At 71.6% G+C, this 25312-nt stretch carries 23 protein-coding genes and 2 pseudogenes; 6 read left to right on the top strand and 19 right to left on the bottom strand.

Annotated elements, in window-relative coordinates; translation table 11 throughout:
- Nucleotides 1-19: 19 nt before the first annotated feature.
- The gene (locus tag AB0J69_RS17755) at nt 20-931 is read right to left on the bottom strand and encodes an SDR family NAD(P)-dependent oxidoreductase (protein WP_364118074.1); all 912 of its coding nucleotides are present in this window, start codon (nt 929-931) and stop codon (nt 20-22) included.
- Nucleotides 932-1040: 109 nt separating this feature from the next.
- On the opposite strand from AB0J69_RS17755, the gene AB0J69_RS17750 reads away from it, so the two are divergent.
- The 3 genes from AB0J69_RS17750 (at nt 1041) to AB0J69_RS17740 (ending at nt 5311) form a co-directional block, all read left to right on the top strand.
- A complete protein-coding gene (locus AB0J69_RS17750) occupies nt 1041-1973 on the top strand; it encodes an AraC family transcriptional regulator (RefSeq protein ID WP_364118072.1) in 933 nt (310 codons plus the stop codon).
- 261 nt (nt 1974-2234) lie between these two features.
- Nucleotides 2235-4688 carry a transglycosylase domain-containing protein gene (locus AB0J69_RS17745; protein ID WP_364118070.1) on the top strand — a complete coding sequence of 818 codons (2454 nt, stop codon included), beginning with the start codon at nt 2235-2237 and terminating at the stop codon, nt 4686-4688.
- A gap of 86 nt (nt 4689-4774) precedes the next feature.
- Complete coding sequence (locus AB0J69_RS17740; RefSeq protein WP_364118068.1) at nt 4775-5311, top strand: hypothetical protein; 537 nt, start codon at nt 4775-4777, stop codon at nt 5309-5311.
- Between the two features lies 1 nt (nt 5312).
- On the opposite strand, the gene AB0J69_RS17735 is transcribed toward AB0J69_RS17740, so the two are convergent.
- The gene (locus AB0J69_RS17735; protein WP_364118066.1) at nt 5313-5657 is read right to left on the bottom strand and encodes a VOC family protein; all 345 of its coding nucleotides are present in this window, start codon (nt 5655-5657) and stop codon (nt 5313-5315) included.
- A gap of 215 nt (nt 5658-5872) precedes the next feature.
- Between AB0J69_RS17735 and AB0J69_RS17730 the strand changes: the two genes are divergently transcribed.
- Entirely contained in the window at nt 5873-7813 is a 1941-nt protein-coding gene (locus AB0J69_RS17730; RefSeq protein ID WP_364118065.1) for a hypothetical protein, read from the top strand.
- A 131-nt stretch (nt 7814-7944) separates the two neighbouring features.
- Here AB0J69_RS17730 and AB0J69_RS17725 read toward each other — a convergent pair whose 3' ends face one another.
- The 4 genes from AB0J69_RS17725 to AB0J69_RS17710 form a co-directional block, all read right to left on the bottom strand.
- On the bottom strand, nt 7945-8355 hold the full coding sequence (locus tag AB0J69_RS17725; RefSeq protein ID WP_364118063.1) for a VOC family protein: 411 nt from the start codon (nt 8353-8355) through the stop codon (nt 7945-7947).
- A 76-nt stretch (nt 8356-8431) separates the two neighbouring features.
- Nucleotides 8432-8803, bottom strand: a complete 372-nt coding sequence (locus AB0J69_RS17720) for a hypothetical protein (protein ID WP_364118061.1) — start codon at nt 8801-8803, stop codon at nt 8432-8434.
- Between the two features lie 83 nt (nt 8804-8886).
- Entirely contained in the window at nt 8887-9945 is a 1059-nt protein-coding gene (locus tag AB0J69_RS17715) for an LLM class flavin-dependent oxidoreductase (protein WP_364118059.1), read from the bottom strand.
- A 95-nt stretch (nt 9946-10040) separates the two neighbouring features.
- The gene (locus AB0J69_RS17710; RefSeq protein ID WP_364118058.1) at nt 10041-10958 is read right to left on the bottom strand and encodes an AraC family transcriptional regulator; all 918 of its coding nucleotides are present in this window, start codon (nt 10956-10958) and stop codon (nt 10041-10043) included.
- A gap of 119 nt (nt 10959-11077) precedes the next feature.
- On the opposite strand from AB0J69_RS17710, the pseudogene AB0J69_RS17705 reads away from it, so the two are divergent.
- Nucleotides 11078-11257: pseudogene (locus tag AB0J69_RS17705) on the top strand (MerR family DNA-binding transcriptional regulator); the annotation flags it as partial.
- Between the two features lie 63 nt (nt 11258-11320).
- On the opposite strand, the gene AB0J69_RS17700 reads toward AB0J69_RS17705, so the two are convergent.
- The gene (locus tag AB0J69_RS17700) at nt 11321-11941 is read right to left on the bottom strand and encodes a GMC oxidoreductase (protein WP_364118056.1); all 621 of its coding nucleotides are present in this window, start codon (nt 11939-11941) and stop codon (nt 11321-11323) included.
- Nucleotides 11838-12842 carry a GMC family oxidoreductase N-terminal domain-containing protein gene (locus AB0J69_RS17695; protein ID WP_364118054.1) on the bottom strand — a complete coding sequence of 335 codons (1005 nt, stop codon included), beginning with the start codon at nt 12840-12842 and terminating at the stop codon, nt 11838-11840. Before AB0J69_RS17695 ends, AB0J69_RS17700 begins: the two co-directional genes overlap by 104 nt.
- 118 nt (nt 12843-12960) lie before the next feature.
- On the opposite strand from AB0J69_RS17695, the gene AB0J69_RS17690 reads away from it, so the two are divergent.
- The gene (locus AB0J69_RS17690; protein ID WP_364118052.1) at nt 12961-13932 is read left to right on the top strand and encodes a helix-turn-helix domain-containing protein; all 972 of its coding nucleotides are present in this window, start codon (nt 12961-12963) and stop codon (nt 13930-13932) included.
- A 48-nt stretch (nt 13933-13980) separates the two neighbouring features.
- Here AB0J69_RS17690 and AB0J69_RS17685 read toward each other — a convergent pair whose 3' ends face one another.
- The 11 genes and pseudogenes from AB0J69_RS17685 to AB0J69_RS17635 all read right to left on the bottom strand — a co-directional run.
- Complete coding sequence (locus tag AB0J69_RS17685) at nt 13981-14907, bottom strand: chlorophyllase (protein WP_364118050.1); 927 nt, start codon at nt 14905-14907, stop codon at nt 13981-13983.
- 192 nt (nt 14908-15099) lie between these two features.
- Nucleotides 15100-16131, bottom strand: coding sequence for an ABC transporter ATP-binding protein (locus AB0J69_RS17680; protein WP_364118048.1), 1032 nt, complete (start codon nt 16129-16131; stop codon nt 15100-15102).
- Nucleotides 16128-16889: a molybdate ABC transporter permease subunit gene (gene modB / locus AB0J69_RS17675; protein WP_364118364.1), complete on the bottom strand. Its 762-nt coding sequence runs from the start codon at nt 16887-16889 to the stop codon at nt 16128-16130. The genes AB0J69_RS17680 and modB overlap by 4 nt, the downstream gene beginning before the upstream one ends.
- Nucleotides 16890-16994: 105 nt before the next feature.
- A complete protein-coding gene (modA, locus tag AB0J69_RS17670; RefSeq protein WP_364118046.1) occupies nt 16995-17801 on the bottom strand; it encodes a molybdate ABC transporter substrate-binding protein in 807 nt (268 codons plus the stop codon).
- 11 nt (nt 17802-17812) lie between these two features.
- Nucleotides 17813-18226 (bottom strand): helix-turn-helix transcriptional regulator, encoded by a 414-nt coding sequence (locus tag AB0J69_RS17665; protein ID WP_364118045.1) that lies wholly within the window; start codon nt 18224-18226, stop codon nt 17813-17815.
- Between the two features lie 198 nt (nt 18227-18424).
- Nucleotides 18425-19426: a sugar phosphate isomerase/epimerase family protein gene (locus tag AB0J69_RS17660; RefSeq protein ID WP_364118043.1), complete on the bottom strand. Its 1002-nt coding sequence runs from the start codon at nt 19424-19426 to the stop codon at nt 18425-18427.
- Between the two features lie 114 nt (nt 19427-19540).
- Entirely contained in the window at nt 19541-21262 is a 1722-nt protein-coding gene (locus AB0J69_RS17655) for an ABC transporter ATP-binding protein (RefSeq protein WP_364118041.1), read from the bottom strand.
- Nucleotides 21259-23079 (bottom strand): ABC transporter ATP-binding protein, encoded by a 1821-nt coding sequence (locus tag AB0J69_RS17650; RefSeq protein WP_364118039.1) that lies wholly within the window; start codon nt 23077-23079, stop codon nt 21259-21261. Before AB0J69_RS17650 ends, AB0J69_RS17655 begins: the two co-directional genes overlap by 4 nt.
- Nucleotides 23076-23984 (bottom strand): alpha/beta hydrolase, encoded by a 909-nt coding sequence (locus AB0J69_RS17645; protein WP_364118037.1) that lies wholly within the window; start codon nt 23982-23984, stop codon nt 23076-23078. Before AB0J69_RS17645 ends, AB0J69_RS17650 begins: the two co-directional genes overlap by 4 nt.
- Nucleotides 23933-24277 (bottom strand): hypothetical protein, encoded by a 345-nt coding sequence (locus tag AB0J69_RS17640; RefSeq protein ID WP_364118035.1) that lies wholly within the window; start codon nt 24275-24277, stop codon nt 23933-23935. The genes AB0J69_RS17645 and AB0J69_RS17640 overlap by 52 nt, the downstream gene beginning before the upstream one ends.
- A 171-nt stretch (nt 24278-24448) precedes the next feature.
- Nucleotides 24449-25312: pseudogene (locus AB0J69_RS17635) on the bottom strand (DNA-directed RNA polymerase subunit beta); the annotation flags it as partial.

The raw sequence follows: 25312 nt of genomic DNA, 5'->3' as shown, positions 1-25312 counted from the left end.
GTCCGCCGGCGCGGTGGGCTCAGTGCGGCAGGCCGACGAGCCGGGCGCTGTGGCTCCACAGTGCCTGCGCCAGTTCGTCGCTGCGTGCCAGGTTTGACGGCGCCGGCCAGGTGAGCCGGGCCCGGCGCAGGGCGGCGTAGGTGTGCCCGTCCGGGGGTGTGGCGAGGCCGAGAGCCAGGTCGGCGAGGGCGTTCCCGGCGGCGGCGCGGGTGTTGAGATGAGGATTGAGCCTGCTCAGCGGCCGCCCCAGCACCGATGCGCCCAGCAGCGACCAGGCCGTCCGCAGGGGGAACGGCAGGCTCTTGGCCAAGCCGGTCCCGAAGACCTGCCCCGGATCGTAGGCGATCGCGGCGAGTCGCTCGGGCCGGTCGTCGCGGTGCTCGGACAACGACCGTGCGGTGAGTACGGCGCACAGCTTGGAGGCGGTGTACGCGTGCTCGCCCGCCTTGCGTGGCCGGGGGTCGAGACCGGGGTCGCGATCGGGGTGCGCCAGCAGCTCCGGGTCGGCGTGGCGGGGCGGCGTCAACCCGGCGTGCGTGGCGGGATCGTGCGTGCCGCTCGTGGTCAGCACGACGGTCGCCCCGTCCGCCAGGACCGGCAGCAGCAGGCGTAACAGCAGGTAGTGCGCAAGGTGGTTGACGGCGAAGGTCGTCTCGAAACCGTCGGCGGTCCGGCCGGTGACGCCGGGGAGGATCAGGCCGGCGTTGAGCAGCAACGCGTCGACGGGGGTACCGTTCAGCCGTTCGCGTACCGCCGCCGCGAAGGCGCGTACCGAGTCGAGCTCGGTCAGGTCGAGCGGGATCGACTCGCCGGCGGTCGCCGGTCGGCGCGCACCCAGGATCAGCCGGGCGCCGCCCGGCTGCCGCGTCAGCCGCTCGGCGGCGATCGCGCCGAATCCTGACGTGCCGCCGGTCATCACGATCGTTGCCACGCCGCCTCCCCGATCATTCATGTGCGTCACGACCCAGTGAACGCATCCGCGGGGAGACGATCCATGTTCCGGGCGCTCGTTTCCATTTCCGCCTGTCTACACTGAGGTCGTGGACCCGCTCGCGGACCTTCTCGACGGCGTCCGTGCCCGCAGCGCGGCGTTCTGCCGGGCGATTCTCGAACCGCCCTGGTCGATGCGCATCGCCGACGGTGCCATGCTCGCCCTGGCCACCACGCTGCGCGGGCACGCCTGGATCGTGCCCGACGAGGGGGAGCCGGTGCTGATGCGCACCGGGGACGTGGTCATCATCAAAGGGCCGGACCCGTACACCATCGGCGACGACCCGGCCACCGCGCCGGACACCATCGTCCACCCGGGTAACCGCCTGACCACCATGGACAACGTCGACATCACCGACGACCTGCGGCTCGGACCGCGGACGAGCGGGCACAACCCCGACGGGTCGGCGATCGTGGCCAGCGGGACCTACCAGGTCAGCGGGGACGTCAGCGAGCGGCTCCTGAACGCCCTGCCGGACATCGTGCTCGTGCCGCGGGCGAGCACGCAGGCCCCGATCATGGAGCTGCTGGCGCAGGAGGTCAGCAGTGACGGGCCCGGCCAGCAGGTCGTCCTCGACCGGCTCCTGGACCTGGCGCTGATCGCCACCCTGCGGGCCTGGTTCGCCCGCCCCGAGGCCCAGGCGCCCGGCTGGTACCGGGCGCAGAGCGATCCGCTGATCGGCCCGGCGCTGCGGCTGATCCATGACGACCCGGCCCATCCCTGGACGGTGGCCTCGCTCGCCGGGAAGGTGGGCGCCTCGCGCGCGGCGTTCGCCCGCCGGTTCGCCACCCTCGTGGGCGAGCCGCCCATGACGTACCTCACCGGCTGGCGGATGGCCCTCGCCGCCGATCTGCTGCGGGCGTCCGAGAGCACGATCGACTCGGTGGCCCGGCATGTCGGCTACGCCAACGCGTTCGCGCTGAGCGTGGCCTTCAAACGGGTCCGCGGCGTGTCCCCGAGCCGCCATCGCGCGGGCGTGTGAGTCCGTCCCGATCGGGGAGCCACACGTCGGGGTGGCCGCGCTGGTGGGCGGACAAGTTCGTGATCAAAACCAAGCTCGCGATCTGGTAGTGGAGTATCGTCCGGCACGGGTGATTCGCCCAGGGCGATCGGGGCGTGCGGCGTTTGACACCCTTGACAGCTAACCGCTATCTATTGGCTAGCCGTTAGGGGGATGGAGTGGCCGTAACGGGTGTGCTTCCTGACTGCCGATAGACGTCGCTGGATGAGTGAACAAGGACCTGTGAGTAACAACAGCCATGACCCGGAGCCGACCCGCCGTCCCCGGAGCGCCGAGGGGCGGCCCGGCGCATCGGCTCGGCCGGGGAGGCGTCATCGCCCGTCTCAGGGCGGCACGCCCGGCCACGCCTCCTCCCGCGAGGAGAGTTCACGCGTAGGGCGGCGCCGCGCGGCGGCCTTCGAGGAGGCCCAGCCCCCGCAGCCGCGTCCCAGCCGGCGGAGGAGCGGCGGCGGCACCGGCGGGGCGGGGGATGAAGGCGCCGGCGGCGGGCGGCCGGACGGGGACGGCGGTGGCGGCTCCCGGCGGACCGGCTGGAAGCGGTTCATCCCCAGCTGGAAGATCGTGGTCGTCGGCGTCACGGTCCTGGTGGCGGGTCTCTTCGGCATGATCATGGTGGCGTACGCCCTCACCCCGTTACCTTCGGGCACCCAGCAGCAGGCCGTCGAGCAGGGCAGCATCATCTACTACCGGGACGGCAAGACCGAGATCGCGCGGCTCGGCACCAAGCGCGAGATCGTCCCGATCTCCAAGATCCCGCTGCACGTTCAGGACGCCTTCATCGCCGCCGAGAACCGTACGTTCCGCACCGACCCGGGCATCTCGGTGTCGGGCATCATGCGAGCGGTGTGGAGCACGGTGAGCGGCCAGCAGGTCCAGGGCGGTTCGACGATCACGCAGGAGATGGCGCGCGGCTACTACGACGGCCTCAGCCAGGAGCGGACGCTCCAGCGGAAGGTCAAGGAGATCTTCGTCGCGATCCGCGCCGGCCAGGAGATGACGAAGGACCAGATCCTGGCGAACTATCTCAACACGATCTACTTCGGCCGGGGCGCGAACGGCATCCAGGCCGCCGCTCAGGCCTTCTTCGACAAGGACGTGAACAAGCTGACCCCCGCCGAGGGGGCCTACCTGGCGGGCCGGATCCAGAGCCCGGACGCGTTCGACCGGGCGGAGGCCGCGAAGAACTGGGCACCGACCCGGGAGCGGTTCGCGTACGTCGTCGAAGGCCTGACGATCGTCGACCCGGCGAAGTACGGGCAACTGCCCAAGACGGCGAAGTTCCCCAAGCTCGCCAGGCTGGAGAAGAAGGAGACCCTCAAGGGCATCAACGGCTACATGGTCGACATCGTCCAGCGCGAACTGGAGAAGCGCGGGATCACCAAGGAGAGCCTGCTCAGCGGCGGCTACCGGGTGACGACGACGTTCGACAGGAAGCTGATGCTGGCCGCGAAGAAGGCGGTCGAGACCAACCTCGCCGCCGTCAACGACAAGCACATCCACGCGAACATGGCCGCCGTGGACCCGCGCAACGGGCAGGTGATCGCGTTCTACAGCGGCCGCGACTACCTGAAGAGCTTCAACAACAACGCCTTCGACGCCTACAAGCAGGCCGCGTCGGCTTTCAAGCCGTACGTGCTGGCCGCCTGGCTCGAGCGCGGCTACAGCCTGAAGAGTTACGTGTCCGGCAACGGACCGGTCACGCTGCCGGGCACCAAGCCGATCGGCAACTCGCACGACGTGGGCGCGGCCGTGCAGATCGACCGGGCCACCGCCGAGTCGGTGAACACGGCGTTCGCCACGATGGCGGAGGAGGTCGGCCTCAAGGAGGTCGAGAAGATCGCCGAGGGCACCGGGATCGACAAGGAGAACCTGGAGCAGGCCATCAAGGACCACGCGTACGGCATGTCGATCGGCGCCGGCCTGGTCACCCCGGTCGAGCAGGCCGCCGGGTACGGCATCTTCGCCAACCGCGGCGTCCACCACGACGCGCACGTGGTCATCTCGGTCAAGACGTTCAAGGGGATCAGCGTCGTGAAGGAGGCCGGCCGGCCCAGGACGGTCATCAGCCCGGACACCGCCGCCGACGCCACGTACGCGATGCAGCAGGTGGTCAAGTACGGCACCGCCAGGGGCACCTCGCTGCCCGGCGGCCGTCCGATCGCCGGCAAGACCGGCACCAACAACGAGAACAAGGAGGCGTGGTTCGCCGGCTACACCCCACAGCTCTCCGCGGCCGTCGGGATGTACAAGGAGATCCCGCAGACCGACCCGAAGACCAGGAAGGTCATCAAGGACGCCAACGGCTATGCCCTGCAGAAGGAGGTCTCCCTCGGGAACATCCAGGGCGCCGGTACCCCCACCAAGATCTGGCGTGACTTCATGACGATCGCGATGGCGGACAAGCCGGTCGAGCCGTTCCCGGCGCCCGCGTTCGGCGGTGACACGCACGACCTGGTCCAGAAGCCGACGCCCAAGCCGACCCAGGACCCCTCCGACGACGGCGGCGACGACGTCGGCGGCGACCCGGCCTGCTCCGCCGACCCGGCCTGCGGCAGCCCGGACGACGGTGACGTCAGCGGTGACGACGACCCGTTCGGGAACGACGGCGACGAGACGCCGGATGAGAGTGGCGATCCCACCATCTCTGACGGGGACCAGGTCTTCGGGGGCGGCTGAGCTCGCTTGGAGGGCCGGGAGCCCCCGTTCACCGCGCTGGGCAGGGCCACCGGAAACCATTCTGTGTCCATGGGTGTACAACAGGCATGAGATCACGCGAAGCGCGAACGCTGCTCCTTGTCGCCCTGGTGATGACGCTCGTCGGCGCGGGTGGTCCCGCGCGGGCCGGGACCGGCGGGGTGGCGGTAACCCTTCTCGACCCGGTGCCCGCCGCGTTCACCCCGCACGTGAGCCACACGCTCGGGTTGTGGGTGCTGGAGAACGACGTCCATCCGCCCGTGCAGGCCGGGTCCGGCCGGTACGGGCTGAGTTTCACCGCGCCGTCCGGCGCGACGACGTCGTTCACGGCGGTCCGGATGAAGGAGCAGGGTCACTACGCGGTCGCCGTCTCCCTGGCGCCCGGCTCGTACCGGGTCCACGCGCTCCAGGGCATCCTCGCGCCGTTCGCGATCGGCACCCTGGCCGTCCCCGGCGCGCTCAAGCCTGATCCGCTGCCCCGGCATCTGCGCGATCGCGACGGTCTGGTCGTGACGGATCACTGGCGTCAGGTCCGGCCGCCGGGGTTCCCCTCCATCGGCGGGGGCAAGGTCCGGATCGACGCGGACGCCATGCGGATCCGGTGACCTACTGGTCGGGTGCCTCGGCGAGCGACAGGCTGTTCCCGTCCGGATCCAGCACCTCGACGTGGCGTACGCCGTTGCTGTAGGTCTCCACCGGTTCGTGGCCGATGCCGTGCTCGGCGAGGCGGGCCAGGATGTCGTCGAGGTCGGTGACACCGAGTGTGATCATGGCCGCGCCCACCCGGGAGGCCCGTACATCACGGGCGTCGACGACGACCCACGCGTTCTCACCGACCTGCCACAGGTGCTCCTCGCCGATGACCTCGTCCGCCGGGCGCCCGAAGAACACCTCGAACCACTGCAGCGCCTTGGCCAGGTCACTCACCGGCATGATGCTGTACAGATCCACTTTGACCATTCCTTTCCGTCGTCGAGACGTTGGACCGGCTCCGTGATCAGAACTCATCGCTCATGGAAGCACAGCATGCGGACCATCAGGTGGAAACGTATTCACAGCTTCGCTCTCGCTATTGACAGCAAGTACTCCCCATGTTGATATCTGTCTCTAGTAAACGGTTTAACTATTCGAGGCAGAGCGTTCCCCGGTGCTCATGGAGGAGATCGATGACGGCACGAAACCGACGCGTGCGGGCGCTGACGCTCTGCGCCCTGACCAGCCTGGCGCTCGGGGCGACCGCGGGGCCGGCGGTGTCCGCCCCGGTGCCGCGATCCGCGTCATCACAGGGCCCGGCAGCGGGCGCGCGGCTCATGGAGCGGCTCGACCGGGGTGTGGTGGCCGTGCGGTCGGGGGAGAAGGAGGTGCTGGTCAGCTGGCGCCTGCTCGGGCTCGATCCCGAGGGCATCGGTTTCGACGTCGAGCGGTCCACCGACGGCGGGCCGTACCGCAAGCTCAACCGCAAGGTGTTGACCGGTGGCACCAACTACGTCGACGCCACGGCCGACCTGAGCAGGTCCAACCGCTACCGGGTGCGGCCGGTGGTCGACCGCCGGACGCAGCCGCCGAGCCGGCCGTTCACACTGTCGGCGGGCCATGCGACCGAGCCGGTGGTACGCGTCCCGCTGCGCGAGGGCGGGCGGATCAAGTTCGTCTGGGTCGGTGACCTCGACGGCGACGGCGCCTACGACTACGTCCTGGACCGCCAGACCGCGCCGCAGAAGCTCGAGGCCTACCGCAGCGACGGCACGTTCCTGTGGGAGCTGGACCTGGGCCCCAACAGCGTGCAGCAGAACAACATCGAGGGCGGCTCGGCCACTGTCGACGTCGGCCACAACGACGGCGTGACGGTCTACGACCTCGACAGCGACGGCCGGGCTGAGGTGGCCGTCCGGGTCGCGAACGGCGTCACCTTCGGCGACGGCACCAAGCACACCGAGACCGACGACGTACGCCAGTCCATCGCGATCCTCGACGGACGCACCGGCGCGCCCAAGGCGACCGCCCCGGTGCCCGACGACTACGTCACCGACGGGCCGATGTACGCCCGCTTCGGCGTCGGCCACCTCGACGGCCGCACCCCGAGCCTGGTCGCGTACATGAAGAACCGGATCGGCAACGGCGACTTCAACCTCATGTACACCGCGTGGAAGTTCGACGGCCGCTCGCTCACCCAGCAGTGGAAGTTCCTGCGCGGCGACCAGGACCTGCCGGACGGGCACAACACCCGCATCGTGGACGTGGACGGCGACGGCCGCGACGAGGTCGGCGAGATCGGGTTCCTGCTCAACGGCGACGGCACCCTGCGCTACAGCCTCGCCCCGCAGGGGGTGATCCACGGCGACAGGTGGTTCGTCGCGGACATCGACCCCGGCCGCAAGGGGCTGGAGGGGTACGGCATCCAGCAGGACCACCCCGGCGGGCTGCTCGACTACTACTACGACGCCGCCACCGGCGCCATCATCTGGAAGCACAGCAGCACGGAACCCGGCGCCGACGCGGGCCGGGGCATGGTCGCCGACATCGACCCCCGCTTCCCGGGCATGGAGGTCTGGTCGATCAACGGCGAGGTGAACTACGAGCAGGGCAGGCCCACGGGCCTCTACAACGCCGCGACCGATCAGCTGGCCGAACCCGACACCACCAAGCAGCCCTGGCCGCACATGGGCGTGTGGTGGGACGGCGACCCGCTGCGGGAGCTGTTCAACGCCGACCCCTTCCCCGACCGGCGCGACGCCAGGATCGAGAAGTGGGACCCCGCCGACCCGGCCCGGCCGTGGGCGTTGCCCCGCGTCGTGACCACCTCGGAGTACGGCGCGGTCACCGCTCTGGGCAACATGGTCTACCCGCACCTGGTCGGTGACATCCTCGGCGACTGGCGCGAGGAGGTGGTGCTGACCAGCCCCGAGAACGACGAGCTCGTCATCTTCACGACCGACCGGCCGACCGGCACCCGGCTGTACACCCTCGCCCACAACCCGGCCTACCGCAACGGCCTGACCCTCAAGGGCTACCTGCAGTCCGGCAACGTCGACTACTTCCTGGGCCACGGGATGACCGCGCCGCCCCGGCCGAACATCAGGTACGCCGGCCCGCCCCGCGGCGAGTAGACCAGGGAGCACTCGCACCCGATCACCGTGCGGGAACGCGGGACCGAGGTGCGGCCCCTGCGGGCTGGACGCCGTCCGGCCGGTCTTCGAGGGACCGGCCGGGGCGGTGGCAGCCGAACGCCCGCGCGCGGTTACGCCTCCGGCCGCTGCGAGAAGCGCACCATGTTGCCCGCGGGGTCACGGAACGCGCAGTCGCGTGGCCCCCAGGGCTGGTCGATGGGCTCCTGCAGCACCTCGGCACCGGAGGCCCGCACCTTCTCGAAGGTCGCGTCGACGTCGTCGGTGCGGAAGACGATCATCGGCAGGGCGCCCTTGCCGAGCAGGTCCAGGACGGCGTCGCCGTCGGCCCGGGAGCGGCCGGCGTGCGGTTCGGAGAGGACGAACTCGGGGACCGGCAGGCCCGGGCTGCCGAGGGTGACCCAGCGGAACTCACCGGAGGGGACGTCGTTGCGCACTTCGAGGCCGAGCGCGTCCCGGTAGAAGGAAAGCGCCTCGTCCACGTCGGTGACAGTGATGTGGCAGTACTGGAGTGCGATGTTCATGCGGCCAACGCTAGGCAGCGGCTGCCGCGTTCCGCTTCTCCGATCCTGCTCAGCATGGGTCGATCGGTGCTGGCCGTCAGCGCCTTCCCGTCCAGGAGTAGAGGGCGTCGTGCAGGTGTTCGAAGGAGTGGTCGACGGGATCGCCGGACCGCTCCACGCCGTCCAGGAGCCCGGCCGGATCGCCCTGCGGGCTCCAGGCGTACCCGTACGGGCTGTCCGTGGACTCGCCCTGCTGGAAGAAGACCACGCCGTGCTCCCGGCGGACCTCCTCGAACTCCACCCCCGCGATGGTGCGGGGGCCCAGCCGGTCGCCCTCGCTCAGCGTGCGGGCGACCGCCTCGACCGCCCCGGCCGCGCGGACGAACCGGTCGTCCCCGGAGCCACGGAATACCACGAGCGCCACCGTCAGGGCGCCCGCGAGCACGAGGACCCCGAAGAACGCCGCCACTCTGGAACGCGAACCGCCGACCGGCACCGCGACCCCCGGTTGATCGTCGTGAACAGGGTTCCGGATGATCCTAAACCGTGGGGTCAGTCGCGCAACAGCGGCAGCAGTTGCGCGCCCTGGCGCTTGATCTCGGGCAGGTAAGGGGTGTCGGAGAGGACGAAGTGGGTGACGCCGAGGGCCTGGTACCTGCGCAGCGACTTCGCCACGTCCTCGGCCGAGCCGACCAGCCAGGTCGTGCCCGCGCCGCCGCCACCGTACTTGCCGGGGGCGGTGTAGAGGTTGTCGTCGAGCACCTCGCCGCGCGCCGCCAGGTCGAGCAGCCGCCGCTGGCCGACGGCGGCGTGCCGGTTCGGGTCGCGGGGAATGGCGCCCTTCGCCATCTCCGCGACCTTGGCCTCGGCGTCGGCCCAGGCCTGTTCGGTGGTGTCCCGTACCAGCGTGGTGATGCGCAGCCCGTACTCCAGCGGTGGGTGCTCGCGTCCGAGCTCCGCGCTGAGCCGTCTGAGCCGCTCGATGCGCTCGCCGACGCCGTCCAGCGGCTCGCCCCAGAAGAGCTGCACGTCGGCCTCGGCGGCGGCGACCCGCTCGGCGGCTTCGGAGGCGCCGCCGAAGTAGACGCGGGGGTGTCTGCGCTCACCCCGGACGACCGTGCGCGGCACCACGGTGGAGTCGGTGACGCCGAAGTGCTCGCCGTGGTAGGTGACACTCTCCTCGGTCCAGAGCCGGCGCACGATGCGCAGGAACTCCCTGGTACGGGCGTAGCGGTGCGCCTGGTCGCCCTCGCTGTCACCGTACGCCGCCAGGTCGTCCTTACCCGAGACGACGTTGATCAGCACCCGGCCCCCGCTGATGTGGTCCAGGGTCGCGGCGGCGGAGGCGAACTTGGCCGGGTGCCAGTAGCCGGGCCGGACCGCGATCAGCGGCTGGAACGTCGTCGTCCGCGCGGTCAGCGCGGTGGCGACCGTGAACGTGTCGGGCCGTCCCCAGCCGGTGCCGATCAGCGCGCCGCCCCACCCGTGGGCCTCGAGCGCCCTGGCATGGCCGGTGAGGGTCTCCAGGCTGTTGTGGTCCCCGACGACGTCGTCGCCGCGGTGGCCGGGTTGCGCCTGGTTCGGGATGTACCAGAGGAACTGGAGGCTCATCGGCGATCTCCCTGAATAACCTACTCTACATGTAGGTAAAGCATAGATCTAAGGAGTGCTGTTCCGATACCCCCGAACGGTGACCGGTGGCACGCCTAACGGCGGTAGTCGCGCGGCGACACGCCGGTGATCCGCTTGAACGCGTTGCTCAGCGCGCTGACCGAGGCGTACCCGACCTGGCGGGCGATCGTCTCCACCGTCTCCTCGCCGCGGCGCAGCCGGTCGGCGGCCAGCTCGATCCGCCAGCCGGTCAGGTATTCCAGCGGCCCCCGCCCGACGACCTGCTTGAACCGGGCGGCCAGCGTCGAGCGGGACACCGCCGCGACCCCCGCCAGCTCCGACACCGTCCAGGGATGGGCCGGCCGGGCGTGCATGGCCCGCAGAGCCGGCGCCACGATCGGGTCGGCGAGCCCGGCCAGCCAGCCCGACGTGCCACCCGGCCCGCCGACGGCCAGGTGCAGGCGCAGGAGGTGGATCAGCATGACCAGGGCGAGGTGCTCGGTGACCAGGGTGGCGGCGAGCGGCCGCTCGCGCAGCTCGGCGGCGATCTGCTCGAGTGCCCAGCGCACGGTCGTGGCCTCGGCGGTGCGGCCGGGCACGTGGACCACCGGCGGCAGCGCGTCGAGCAGCAGCTCCTGGGCCCGCTCGCCGAACCCGAACCGGCCGCCGATGAAGACCACGTCCTCACCGGACCCCGTCCGCGCCACGCCGTCCGCCGCCGCCCGGAAGACCGGGCCGGCCGGGACCGGCCGCACTCCCGGCCCGCTGGCCAGGGTGAAGGCGCGCGGCTGGACGAGCAGGAAGCAGTCGCCCTCGGCCAGCTCGATCGGCTCCGGCACACCCTCGACGGTGAGCACGCAGTGGCCGCGGAGCACCGCGTTGAACTTGACCCCCGGCGGCGGCTCGAACGACAGCGCCCACCGGCCCCCGGCCACCAGCCCGACGGACAGGTGGCTGGTCGTGCCGACGAGGGTGAGGACGTCTTCGAGAGGATCGGCTTGCTGGACGCTCACGCAACCATGGTGCACCCACTACCATTCCACGTCCAAACCCGCGGTCGGGGCGCCCATGGCCGGGCGGGGGATAGCCTTCCCGAATCGGGAGCACGGCGAGGTGTTGACCTTCCCCTTGGGTGAAGCCGCAACATCGTCGGCACCGGCCACCGTGGCCGGGACGAGGAGGAGTGGTGCGGCTGCTGACGATCGGGGCGTTCGCCCGGGCTGCGCGGTTGTCGCCGAAGGCGTTGCGGCTCTACGACGAGCTCGGGCTGCTGCGGCCGGCCGCGGTGGACGGCGAGTCCGGATACCGGTTCTACGATCCCGCCGTGCGCTCCCGGAGCTGCGCCGTTATAAATCTACAATGTAAAGGCGCTCGCTCAGGTCTGCTGAACCGGTTCCTGCGAAGACGGCGCGGCGATGCCACGGAAGAGGTCGGCGGCGCGTTCGGCGATCGCGATCGTGGGGGCGTTGGTGTTGCCGCGCGGAACGGCCGGCATGACGGAGGCGTCGACGACGCGAAGCCCGTCCAGGCCGCGCACCCGCAGCTCGGGGTCGCAGACCGCCCACTCGTCGGCTCCCATGGCGCAGCTGCTGGTGGGATGGAACATGGTGCCGACGTGGCCGCGGATCCACTCGCGCAGGGCCGGGCCGTCGACGTGCCCGCCGGGCTGGTGCTCGCCGGTGACCAGGCCGGCCAGCGGGGAACAGGCGGTGATGTCGCGGGCGAGGTGGGCTCCTGCCACCAGGATGTCGAGGTCGGTCTCGGCGGACAGGTAGGCGGGGTCGATGAGCGGGGGGTCGGCCGGGTCCGTCGAGCGCAGGGTGATGCGTCCGCGGCTGTGGATGTCGAGTGCGCTGACCAGGATGGCCAGGCCGCGCCGGTTCGCGGAGCCCTCACCTGGGATGGGGCCGGGGTGGGCGCCGATCTGCAGGTCGGGGGCGGTCAGGCCGGGGCGGGTCCGGACGAAAGCGCCTGCCTCGGCGCCGCACGAGCTCATCGGGCCCTGCCCGCTGTCCTGCCACCGGGCCCGGTTCTCCGGGGTCGCGTGCTCGGTGATGCTGGGCACGCCGGGGGTGTGCCACTCCAGCAGGCACTGCGGGTGGTCCTGCAGGCCGGCGCCGACCCTGGGGGAGTCGATGGTGACCTGGATGCCGAGCTCGCGCCTCGTACGTCGTGTCCTGGTGCACGTACCGCACTCCGGTGGCCCGTCCGCGTTCGCACAGGATCCGGGTGGCGGGGGAGCCGGTGCGGATGGTGAGGTTGGGGCGTCGTGCGGCGGGTCGCAGGTAGGCGTCGGCGGCGGACCAGCGCCGGCCGTCGCGCTGGGTGGCCTGGTAGTAGCCGACGCCGTCCTGGACGGCGGCGTTGAAGTCGTCGTTGGCGGGCAGTCCGGCGGCGACGGCGGCGGCCAGCCACGCCTGGCTGAGCTGGTGGCGGTGGTTGAGGTCGGCCACCCGCAGGGGGCCGCCGGTGCCGTGGTAGGCGGAGGGGCCGCGCTGCTGGTCCTCGGCGCGCCGGAAGTACGGCAGGAGGTCGTCGTAGCCCCAGCCGGCGCAGCCGTGCAGGTCGCGCCAGGCGTCGTAGTCGGCGCGGTTGCCGCGGATGTAGACCATGCCGTTGATGGTGGAGCCGCCGCCCAGGGTCCGGCCGCCGGACAGGAAGACGGTGCGGTTGCCGGCGTGGCGCTGGGGGACGGTGACGTCGTTGCGGGACAGGGGACCCTGCCAGAGGGTGGGGGCGGCGGCGGGCATGCGGATCTCGGGTGCTTCGTCGGGTGGGCCGGCTTCGAGCAGCAGGATGTGGTGTCCGGGGTCTTCGCTGAGCCGGGCGGCCAGCACGCAGCCGGCGCTGCCCGCCCCGACGATGATGTAGTCGTATCCGCTGTCGTCGGTGGACATGGCCCCCATCGTCGCGGCGGAGGTGGTCCGGCGTCTTGCCGTGGCGTGCGGGCTTGTTGGCCGTCCGTGCGCGCCGGGGGTGGGACGCGGTGGGGCGGGGTACGGTGAGGTGGTCGTCATGACTGTGGTGTTCCAGGCGGAGGACGAGCCGGTGGTCTCGCGGCGGGACTACTGGCAGGAGGTCGTGCGCGGGTTACTGGCGCCGTTGGAGCTGCGGATGCCGCGGGGTGATTTCCGCAGTCGTGTCACGGTCACCGACGTGGGTCCGGCGCAGGTCCTCGATCTGGTGACGACGCGTGGGCAGGCGTTGCGGACGCCCCGTCTCATCCGTCGTTCGGATCCGGGGCTGTGCAAGATCGATGTTCTTGTCCGCGGGCGGCTCGTCGTCGAGCAGGGCGGCCGTCAGGCGGAGTTGAGGCCGGGCGATTTCGCGGTCGTCGACCTGTCGCGGCCGTGCCGGTGGGTCAACGACACGGCGGCTTCGAGCATCGCGCTCAGCTTCCCGCGCGCGCTGTTACCGCTGAAGGACGGGGAGCTCGGTGCGCTCACGGGTGTCGCCATGCCTGGTGCTCGGGGCACGACGGCGTTGATCTCGTCGCTGGCCCGTCAGTTGCCGGCCACGCTGGACGGTTGCCGTCCCGAGGAGAGTGCCCGTCTGGGGGCCGCCGTTCTCGACCTGCTCTGTGTGGTGCTGGCCGCCCGGGTGGGGCGGGGCGACGGGCGGCCGGCGGATTCCCGTGGGGAGGCGTTGCTGGTGCGGGTGCAGGGTTACATCGAGCAACGGCTCGGTGATCCGGCGTTGTCGCCGGGGTCGATCGCCGGTGCGCACCATATCTCGTTGCGGCGGTTGTACACGTTGTTCGAGGGCGTGGAGAGCGGTGTGGCCGGTTGGATCAGGCGGCGGCGGTTGGAGCGGTGCCGGCGTGACCTGCTGGATCCGGCGTTGCGGTCGCGGCCGGTGAGCGCGATCGCCGCCCGTTGGGGTCTGACGAACCCCGCTCATTTCAGTCGTGCCTTCCGGGCGGCGTACGGTGTGCCGCCCGCGGAGTTCCGCCGCCTCGGAGGCGGAGCCGGGGGACCGGCCTGCTGAGGCCCGTGCACGGCTCGGCCAGGGGCGTGCTCGGCGCCGGCTTCGGGCCTACTTGGATTCGACCCGGCCGAGCGCGTCGGGTCCGGTCGTCAGCTCGTCGCACGCCTCCTGCCAGGCGGAGTCGCCCGGGTAGAGCCGGCTGCGGAGGTAGGCCCAGGTGAGCCGCGCGACCGCGGCCACCAGCTGGGGGTTCTCGTCCGTGGTCTCGGCGACGTCATATCCCGAGACCCCGCCGAGGCCGTGCTCGGCGCCGAACAGGGTGAGCAGGGTCTTGGGCGCGGGGGAGAGGAAGTACGGGTCGGCGTGCCAGTCCGGGCCCCGGACCGTCAGGTGGGTGGAGGCGTCCTTGTCGCCGGCGACCACGAGTGCGGGCGTCGCCATCCCGGAGAAGTCCGTGCTCAGGAAGAAGGAGTAGTGCTCGGCCACGAACTCGGTGACCGCGTCGCCGCCCCTGCCGGGCGCGGCGAGCAGCACGCCCGCCTTGATCCGGGGCTCGGTCAGGTTCACTTCCGTCCCGTCGTGGGGGTCGGTCAGGCGCGCGCCGAGCAGCATGCTCGCGGTGTGCCCGCCCATCGAGTGCCCGGCCACGGCGACCCTGCTCCGGTCCAGGCGCCCGGACAGCTGCGGGACGGCGGCCTCGATCGCGTCGAGCTGGTCGAGGACGCGGGTCATGTCCTCGGCTCGCGATCGCCAGTACAAGGGCGCTTCGGGGTCGTCGGGGTCCAGGCTCAGCGTCCTGGAGCTCAGGTGGGTGGGCTGGATCACGACGAAGCCGTGCGCGGCCCAGAAGTTGGCGAGCGGGGCGTAGCCGTTCAGTGAGGACAGGTTGTTCGAGTATCCCTGGCCGTGCGACAGCAGGATGATCGGCAGCTGGTCGCCGGTCATGGGGGCGGACACTCGTACCTGGAGGTCCACGGCGCGGCCGGGAGCGGGCAGCGCAACGGGGCTGACCGACAGGACAGCCGATTCACGCATGATGTGCGTTTCCTTCGATAAGCGGAACGTTGTCCCGGAAATATATGGGACAATGTCCCGTTTCGTCAATCGGAACGTCCGCGCGCCACCGCGGAGGCGTGCTGACCAGGCGTCATGGGACTGAGGGCCCGCGGGAGCAAGGCGCTCGCGGGCCGGCGCGACGTACGCGGCGGCCCTACGGCGCGTGCTCGATCACGCCGGGTAGGCGTGCGTCTCGGTGGCCTTGACCGAGGCCCAGATCCGCTGGCCGGGCGTCAGGTCGAGATCGGCGACGGCGGAGGGGGTGATGTCGGCGAAGGCGGTGATGGGGCCGTCGAGGTGGACGCGTACGTTGTCGCCGTGCCGTTCGATGCCGTCGATGACGGCCTGCCACAGGTTGCGCGGGCTGCCGTCGGGACGGGTGCGATACAGCGCCACGGCGGCCGGCGGGAAGGCGACGAACGCGGCTCCGTCGAGCTGCTCGGAGGTGTGCAGCAGCAGCTCGCCCACCTTGACCCGGCACCCGCCGGCCACACCGCGATACAGGTTGAGCCCGACGAGGCGGGCCACGTAGTCGGTACGGGGGCGGCGCGAGACCTCCGCCGGGGTGCCCTCCTGGACGACGGCGCCGTTCTCGATGACGATCAGGCGGTCGGCCAGCACCATGGCGTCCAGGGGGTCGTGGGTGACCAGGACGGTGACGCCGTCGAAGTCGGCCAGATGGCGGCGCAGCTGGGAGCGGATCTCCAGGCGGGTGTGGGCGTCGAGGGCGGCCAGCGGCTCGTCCAGCAGCAGCAGCTCGGGCCGCACGGCCAGCGCCCGCGCCAGGGCGACCCGCTGGGCCTGGCCGCCGGACAGGTGCCGCGGCTTGGCGGCGGCGCGGTCGGCGAGGCCGACGCGCTCCAGCAGGGCGGCGGCGGTGCGGCGGGCCTCGGCCTTGGGGACTCCGTGGCAGCGGGGGCCGAACGCGACGTTGTCCAGCACCGTCAGGTGCGGGAAGAGCAGGTAGTCCTGGAAGACCATGCCGATCGGGCGGCCCTCGGCGGGCAGGGTGTGCAGCGGCCTGCCGCGCAGGCTGATCTGCCCGCCGGACGTGCGGGTGAGCCCGGCCAGGGCGCGCAGGGCGGTGGTTTTTCCCGCGCCGTTGGGGCCGAGCAGCGCCACGACCTCGCCGGGGGCGACCTCGAGGGTGAGGTCGAGGGTGAAGGCGGGCCGGGTGACGACCAGGCGGGCGTGCAGGGTCATGACGCGTTCACCCACCGGTCGCGCAGGCTGGCCAGGATGATCACCGAGACGGCGAGCAGCACCAGGCTGAGCACGATGGCCGCCTCCGGCTCGGTCTCCAGGGCGAGGTAGACGGCCAGCGGCATGGTGCGGGTGGTGCCGGGGAAGTTGCCCGCGAACGTGATCGTCGCGCCGAACTCGCCCAGCGCCCGCGCCCAGCACAGCACCGCCCCCGCCACCACGCCGGGCATGATGAGCGGCAGCGTCACCCGCCGGAACACGGTCCACCGCGAGGCGCCCAGCGTGGCCGCGGCCTCCTCGAACCGCTGGTCGGCGGCGCGCAGCGCGCCCTCCACGCTGATCACCAGGAACGGCATCGCAACGAACGCCTCGGCGACGATCACACCCGCCGTGGTGAACGGCAACGTGATGCCGAACGTGGCCTCCAGCCACTGCCCGGCCAGCCCGCGCCGCCCCAGCACCAGCAGCAGCGCGACCCCGCCGACCACCGGTGGCAGCACCAGCGGAACGGTGACCAGGGCCCGGACCAGCCGCCGCCCGGGAAACGACACCCTGGCCAGCAGCCAGGCCAGCGGCACCCCGAGCAGCAGGCACACGGCGGTGGCCACGGTGGCGCACACCAGCGACAGCCGCAACGCCTCCAGCACCTGCGGCTCGGCCAGCCGCCGCAGCAGCGTGGCCCAGGGGGCGCGGATCAGCAGCCCGGCCAGCGGCAGCACGAGGAAGACCAGCCCCACCACGGCGGGCAGCACCAGCATCCACGGCAGCCGCCCGGAGACCTCGCGGCCCGCGGCCGACCGGCCGCGCCCACGCGGCGGTTCGGGCAGATCGACCTGTTCCGGCATCGAAGAGCTCATGAGTGATCAGGGCGCCTCGAAGCCGGCTCTGGTCAGCACGTCCCTGCCCTGCGGCGACAGCACCAGATCGACGAACTGCCGGGCCGGCTCACCGGCCGGAGCGTCGGTGAGGGCGACGATCGGATAGTCGTTGACCGCCTGATCGGCCTGCGGGAAGGCGATCCCGGTCACCTTGCCGCCCGCGGCGATCACGTCGGTCCGGTAGACCAGCGCCGCGTCCACCTCGCCCAGCTCGACCTTGGTCAGCGTGGCCTTGACGTCCTGCTCCAGGGTGACCGGGGTGACCCTGAGCCCGGCCGCGTCCAGCGCCTTGACCGCCGCGGCGCCGCACGGCACCTGCTCGGCGCACAACGCCACCTTCACCTTGCCGTCGGCCAGGTCCTTCAGCTCGTCCACCCGGGCCGGGTTGTCCTCCGGCACGACGATCTGCAGCTTGTTGCGCACGAAGGTGACCGGCGAACCGGCCATCGACGCGTCGGTGACGGTCTTCATCGTGGCCGGGCTGGCCGCGGCGAACACATCCGCCGGCGCCCCCTGGGTGATCTGCTGCGCCAGCGTCGAGCTGGAGCCGAAGTTGAACCTCACCGTCGTACCCGGGTGTGCGGCTTCGAAGGTCCTGCCGAGCTCGGTGAACGTCCCGGTCAGCGAGGCCGCCGCGAACACGGTGAGCTCCTCGGCGCCGCCGGAGGCGGCGGGGGCCGGGTCCGAGGCGGAGGTCGCGGCCGGCCCGCCGGAGCCGCAACCGGACAGGCCCGCCAGCGCGAGCGCGACGGGCAGGGCGATCGCCCATCGGGTGGGACGCCTGAACGCCAAAGAGGGGCTCCTCACACGTGACTGGTCACGCGCTCGTGACCGGGAATCTCCACGACGACGTTGGTGGACTTGATCACCGCGACCGCCACCACCCCCGCCTCCAGGCCCAGCTCGTCCGCGGCCTGGCGGCTCATCAGCGACACCACCCGGAACGGCCCCGCGGCGATCTCCACCTGCGCCATCACGGCGTCGCGGATCACCTCGGTCACGATTCCGCGAAAGCGGTTACGCGCCGAGGACCGGCCACCGTCGTCGCTCTCCTCGACCTGCGAGCGGGCGAACGCGGCCAGGTCGGCGCCGTCGATCCGCCGGTGGCCGTGCTCGTCGCGCTCGGCCTCCAGCCGGCCCGCGTCCACCCACCGGCGGACGGTGTCGGAGCTGACCCCGAGCAGCGCCGCGGCCTCGCTGATCCGGAACGTCGTCACAAGTCCCCACCATACCCCCGCACATTCCACCCTGAACACCGGCCTTGGTCCGCAGCAACGGCACCCACCGCGGTTCTTCCCTGGCATCCGCGAGATCTGAGAGTCGCGCGGCGAGGTCGTCGCCACGCTGGGGGTGCAACCCCGTCGACACCTGGCCTGACCGCCGCGAGGCAGGTGGCCCGGCCGTGGTCACGGCTGTCAGGAGTTTTCCGGTCCCGCCATCGAGGTGAGCAGGGCGTTCTGGACGAGCCGCTGCGCCGCGAGCGCGTCGTGCGCGGCCTGGGCGGCGGCGAGCGCGTCGTCGTCCAGGATGTCGAGCGCGCGGTGCACCGCTTTGAGGAAGCGGATCGCCTGCCTGGCCGCCTGGACGCTGTCCTCGCGGAAGGGGAACTGGTCCAGCTGCCACACGCCCTGCCAGTCGTTCTTGCGCAGGGTGTGGAAGAACTCGAAGGTCTCCACCAGGTGCACGGAGCCGACGACCATGTCGTCGTCCCAGCCGCGCATGTTGTCGTTGACGTCGATGGCGAACAGCCGCCCGTGGTCGATGGCCAGTTGCGCCGCGTCGGCCGGCGTCTCCTGGCCGTAGAGGGAGTGGCCGAAGTCGAGCAGGATGCCGAGGTTGGGCAGGCCGATGCGTTCGATGCCGAGCAGGGTCCGGGCCACGCTCGGGAAGATGATCTTCACGCGGGGTTCGCGCGGCTTGTACTCGATCACGTAGTTGATCTCCGGGTGTGCGGAGCACAGCTCTTTCAGGCCGTCGAGCGCGAGGTTCCAGATGTCGTGGTAGTTCACCTGGAACGGGTAGTCCCAGCCGTCCTGGCCGGGCCACAGCTTCACGTACGAGCAGCCGAGTTCCAGGGCCACCTCGGTGGCGTCGTGCATCAGGGCGAGGGCACGCTTGCGCACCGCCGGGTCGGGGTTGGTGAACGAGCCCTTCACGAAGTCCCGCGTGTAGATCTCGGGGGTGATCGCGATGGCCCGCAGGTCGTTCTCGGTCAGCGCGGTCCTGACGTCGTCGAGGGTGCCGTCGAAGCCCGCGAACGGCCAGTTGAGGTCGACGACCGACAGGTCGCCCACGGCTCCGGCCCGGTCGATCTGCTCCAGCAGGCCGACCGGGGGCCCGTATCCGTCGGTGGCGTAGCGGTCCTTGTAGGTGGCGAAATGCCAGATGCCGGCGCCGAAGGTCGGCAGCTCCGTCATGGTGATCACTCCTGGTCGGTCATCCCGGACCGGCGCGCCGCCGCCCCGGTTGCATATATATGCAATGCTGCATATCCTTCCGTCCCGGTAGGTTGGCTCATCGGTGACCTAGTGTCAATGACCCTCGCCCGCCGCCGGCGCCAGGGAGAGGTTCCAGAAACCGGCGTAGCGGCCGCTGCGGCGCAGCAGCTCGTCGTGGCTGCCCTCCTCCGCGATCCGGCCCCCGTCGAGGAAGACGATGTGGTCCGCGCGCTGGACGGTCCGCAGCCGGTGCGCCACCATCACCACCGTCCGGCCCGCCATCAGGCGATCGATGCCCTCGTGGACGGCCGCCTCGTTCACCGGGTCCAGCGCGGAGGTCACCTCGTCCAGCAGCACGATGGGCGCGTCCTTCAGCAGCGCCCGCGCGATCGAGACCCGCTGGCGCTCACCACCTGACAGCAGCGCGCCGCCCTCGCCCACCTTCGCCGCCCATCCGCCGGGCAGCCGCTCGATCACCTCGTCCAGCCGCGCGGCGGCCGCCGCCGCCCGTACCTCGGCCTCGCCGGCGCCGGGACGGCCGAGACGTACGTTCTCCTCGATCGTGCCGTCGAAGAGGTAGACGTCCTGGAAGACGATGGCGATCCGCGCCATCAGCACCTCGGTGTCGATCGCGCGCACGTCCACCCCGCCCACGCGCACCACGCCCGCGTCCACGTCGTAGAAGCGCGCGAGGAGCTGCAGCAGCGTGCTCTTGCCCGCGCCCGACGGCCCGACCACGGCGAGCCGCCGCCCCTCCGGCACCGACAACGACAGGTCGTCGATCAGCGTGTGGCCGGTCTGGCGGAAGGTGACGGCCTCGAACTCCAGGTCATGGCGTACCGGCTGGATCGGTTCGCGCGCCTGGGGCAGCGGCTCGGTGCGGACCACCGCGTCGAGCCTGGCCAGGTCGAAACGGGCACTGCGTACCTTGCCCCCGATGTCCGACAGCGACAGCAGCGGGTCGGCGCAGCGGGCGGCGAGCACCAGGATCGCCAGGACCTCCGGCGCGCCGATGTTCCCGCCGAGCGCGAGGTAGGCGCCCAGGGCCAGCAGCGCGGTGAACATCGCCTGCACCGTGAGCGTCAGGCCCACCGCGCCGGGCAGCGCCGACCGCAGGGAACGGCGGGCCGCGCGCTGGAGCCCGGACAGCGCGTCGTCGAGCAGCCGGAAGTGTTCGCCGCTCCGGCCGCCGGCCCGCAGCACCGGCTGGGCCTGGAGATACTCGATGACCCGCCCGGTGGCCTCGTCGCCGCGCTCGCTGCGCTCCGCGTCGGTGGCGGCCGTCGAGCGTCCCGTCCAGATCTGGATCGCCGCCACCACCGGCACGGCGACCAGCGCGGCCAGCCCCATCTGCCAGTTGAAGGCGAGCATCACCACGACGATCGTCAGCGGGGTCACGCACGCGGAGATGAACGGTGCCAGCAGATGCGCCGCCACCCCCATCGCCTGCAGGACGCCCTCACTGGCCAGGACCGAGACCTCCCCGACGCGGCGGGCGGTGAACCAGCCGAGCGGCAACCGGGCCAGATGATCGCCGAAGCGGTGGTAGACGCCCCGCAACAACGTGGTCCCGACGCGGAAGCCGGACAGGTCGCTGAGATAGCGCAGCAGCGCGTAGACCGCGACCGCGCCCCCGAACCCGGCCAGCCAGGGCCAGGCGTCCGCGGGCCCGCCTCCGAACAGCGCCCGCAGCACCGGGACCAGCAGCGCGTACGACAGCCCCTCGGCCACCGCGGTCGCCGTCATCAGCGCCACGGTACGACGCATCGGCGGGGCGTACTCGTGCCCCAGCACGCGCAGCAACATTCGGATCATCGCAGCTCATCTCCTTGCGGCAGGCCACCACGGGTCTCATCGGTGATCGCGGAGCGGTGGGACCGCCAGAGCGCGGCGAACCTGCCGTCCTGTGCCAGCAGCTCGGCGGGATCGCCCTGCTCGACGATCGCCCCGTCCTCCAGCACCACGACGGTGTCGGCGTCGGCGATCGTCTCCAGGCGGTGGGCGATGACCAGCACGGTCCGGTCGCCCGCGAGCGTCGCCAGGGCGGCGCGTACCGCCTGCTCGGTCTGCGGGTCGGCGAAGGCGGTCGCCTCGTCCAGCACCAGCACGGGGGTGGCGGCGAGCAGCGCGCGGGCGATCGAGATCCGCTGGGCCTCGCCGCCCGACAGCTTGACGTCCTCGCCGATCACCGTCTCGTATCCGCGCGGCAGCTCGAGAATCCGATCGTGCAGGTTCACCAGCCGGGCGACGCGGATCACCTCCTCGCGGCCGGCCCGCGGTACGGCCAGCGCGATGTTGTCCGCGACCGACGCGCGCAGCAGGCGTACGTCCTGGAAGACGAAGGAGACCGTCCGGTAGAGCTCCTGGTCGCCGACCTCGCGCAGATCGACGCCGCCCAGGACGACCGAGCCGTGGTCGGGGTCGAAGAACCGCGGCAACAGCTGGACCAGCGTGGACTTCCCGCTTCCCGACGGCCCCACGATCGCGGTGACCGTCCCCGGCTCGAGCACCAGGTCGATCCCGCGCAGCACCTCGTGCCCGGGTTCGTAACCGAAGCGCACCCCACGCAGCTCCACCCGGTGCCCCTGCGGCGCGGCCGGGCGGCGGGGCTCAGGCAGCGACCGCACCCCGAGCACCTCCCGGATCCGGCCGACCGCGCGCCGGGCGGCCTGCAGGTCGTCGAAGCCGTGGCCGAGCGCCGCCACCGGGGCGGTCAGTCCCAGCCCCAGGAGCAGGAAGGGCAGCAGGTCCGCCGCGGCCAGGGAACCGTCCGTGATCAGAACCGTCCCGCCGGCCAGCACGACCAGCAGCACGAACGGCGGCGACAGCGCCAGCTGCATCCCGGCGGCGATGCCGGACAGGCCGCGCACCCACCGGAGCATGGTGTCGGCGAAATCGTCCGTGGCCGTGCGGAAGCTGCGGTGGGCGCGCTCGCCCCCGCCGAACGCCTTGATCACCGAGATGCCCTGCACGAACTCCACGGCCGCGTTCGAGATCCGCCCCATCCCCTCGTCGAGCGCCTCCTGCTCGCGCCGGCGGCTCGGGGTCATCATCAGCGGGACCAGCGCCACCGCCAGCAGCACCGGGATCATCGTGATCAGCGTGAGCCGCCAGTCGACGGTGAACAGGTAGATCAGCGACACCAGCGGCACCACGAACGCGGAGACGAACTCGCCGGGGAAGTGGGCGATGAGCGGGTGCACGGCACTCACGTCCGGCCCCACGACCTTGGCCAGCTCGCCGGTCCGCCGCCGGGAGAACCAGCCGATCGGCACCCGCCCCAGCCGCGCGGCCAGGTGCCGGCGCAACGACAGCTCCACCCGGGCGTCGAGCAGGTGCCCGATCCCGGACGACGCGACCGTGAACAGCAGCCGGACGAACAGGCCGGCCGCACCCGCGAGCACGACGGTCCAGACCCGGCCGGCATCGGCCGGGCCGGGCGACAGGAGCGTACGTCCCAGCTCGACGACCGCCAGCAGCGGCGCCAGACCGGCGACGGAGCCGATCACCTGCAGGATGACGACGGTGGCGAAGCTCCACCCGTAGGGGCGCAGCAGATCTCCCAGGCTCTGGGGCGGCGCGGCCGGCTCCCTCGCCTCGGCGGTGAGGCCGGTGGCGGTCACCGCGCTCACTCGGCCAGCGCCCGGCGCAGGGTGTCGCCGAGTTCGGCGATCTGCCGCTGCGACACCTCGGCGGACATGATCGCCTGCGACCCGTGGAAGGTGCCCGGCCACTGGTGCAGCTCGACCGGCACGCCCGCCTGCAGCAGGCGCAGCGCGTAGGCGATGTCCTCGTCGCGGTTCGGGCACAGCTCCGCGGTGGCGACGTAGGCGGGGGGCAGGCCGGACAGGTCGGTGGCGCGCGCCGGGGCGGCGTACGGCGAGGTGGCCGGTGAAGCGGGCGTGTCACCCAGGTAGTGCCGCCACGCCGCGGCGAGCTTGCCGCGATTGAGCCAGGGCGTGTCGGTGAAGTTCCGTGCCGACCAGGTCTCCAGCCGGTCGTCGAGCCCGGGCTGATTGAGCAGCTGGAAGCGGATCGCCGGCCCCTGCCGATCGCGCGCCCGCAACGCCACCGCGGCCGCGAGCCCCCCGCCCGCGCTGTGCCCGCCGACCGCGATCCGCTCCGGATCGACGCCGAGCTCGGCGGCGTGCTCGGCCGTCCACTCCAGTACGGCGTAGGCGTCGTCGAGGGCGGCCGGGAACCGGTGCTCGGGCGCCAGCCGGTAGCCCACCGAGATCACCACCGCCCCGGAGCCGTCCGCGAGCCGGGCGGCCCACGGGTGCTCGGTGTCCACGTCACCCATGACGAACCCGCCGCCGTGCAGCCAGACGATGGCGCCCTGGGCCAGGTGCGGGCGATAGATCCGCACCGGCACGTCCGGATCGGCGGCCACCGTGCGGTCCTCGATCTCCATGCCCGAGGTGTCGGGCGCCGGCATCCTGGCGGCGAGCTCGGCGAAGGACTTGCGCGCCGTGAACGGGTCGGTCAGGTCAGCCGGGGGGAACAACGGGACGAATGCTTCCAGTTCAGGATCCATGCCGGCCATCCTCCCGGCCGGCACCCCCCGGCATCATCCGCCACCCGTCGGGCATCCTGCCCGGATAGCGCAACGATCGGCGCAACGATCGGCGGGGCCGTCAGCGCGCAGAGCGGCCCAGGAAGATGGCCGGCAGCCGTGGCCAGGGCCTCGTCGCGGTCCTCGGCGTCCGCCCAGCGCTCGACGTCCCGCAGCGCCCGGTCCAAAACGTGCGCCGCGTCCCGCAGGACGAGGTGGCCGGCACCCTCGGGGAGCCGTTGCCGGTCCAGGTCGATCCCGCCGCGGAAGTCCACGTCCGTCCCAGGGGTCCGCGGAGAAGGTGATACGGGAAGCTGGGAAAGCCCTGACCGGCCAGTCTCCGAATTTGCTGTGTGAAATATGGCAACGTGCCGGGCCCGCGACGGAGGACGACAACCATTTTCCTCCCTCGCGGGCCGGCACGTGCCCGTCGTGAATGGGGACCGTCAGATTTCTTCCACGCTGCTCGGCTCACGCCGGGACAGATCGATGCCGAGTTCCTCCGCCGCGCGGAAGACGTCGTCGTCGGTGTCGCGCATCTCGATGGACATGCCGTCGCTGGAGAGCACCTCGACGTTGAGGCACAGCGACTGCATCTCCTTGATGAGGACCTTGAAGGACTCGGGGATGCCCGGCTCGGGGATGTTCTCGCCCTTGACGATGGCCTCGTAGACCTTCACCCGGCCGATGACGTCGTCGGACTTGATGGTCAGCAGCTCCTGCAGGGCGAAGGCGGCGCCGTACGCCTCCAGCGCCCACACCTCCATCTCACCGAAGCGCTGGCCACCGAACTGGGCCTTACCGCCGAGCGGCTGCTGGGTGATCATGGAGTAGGGGCCGGTCGACCGGGCGTGAATCTTGTCGTCGACCAGGTGGAGCAGCTTGAGGATGTAGACGTAGCCGACCGCGATCGGGTACGGGAACGGCTCGCCGGAGCGGCCGTCGAACAGCCGGGCCTTCCCGCTGCTCTCCACCAGCCGTTCCCCGTCACGGTTGGGGACGGTGCTGCCGAGCAGCCCGACGATCTCCTCCTCCCGCGCGCCGTCGAAGACCGGGGTCGCCATGTTGGTGCGCGGGGCGACCTTCTCGAAGCCCTTGTCACGCAGCCGCTCGGCCCACGCCTCCTCGATCCCGGAGATGTCCCAGCCCCTGGCGGCGATCCACCCCATGTGCATCTCGAGGACCTGGCCGACGTTCATCCGGCCCGGCACGCCGAGGGGGTTGAGGATGATGTCGACCGGGGTGCCGTCCTCCAGGAACGGCATGTCCTCGACCGGCAGGATCTTGGAGATGACGCCCTTGTTGCCGTG

The organism is Nonomuraea sp. NPDC049709 (genome assembly GCF_040674815.1).
Taxonomy (GTDB): domain Bacteria; phylum Actinomycetota; class Actinomycetes; order Streptosporangiales; family Streptosporangiaceae; genus Nonomuraea.
This window is presented reverse-complemented; position numbering and strand designations above follow the sequence as displayed.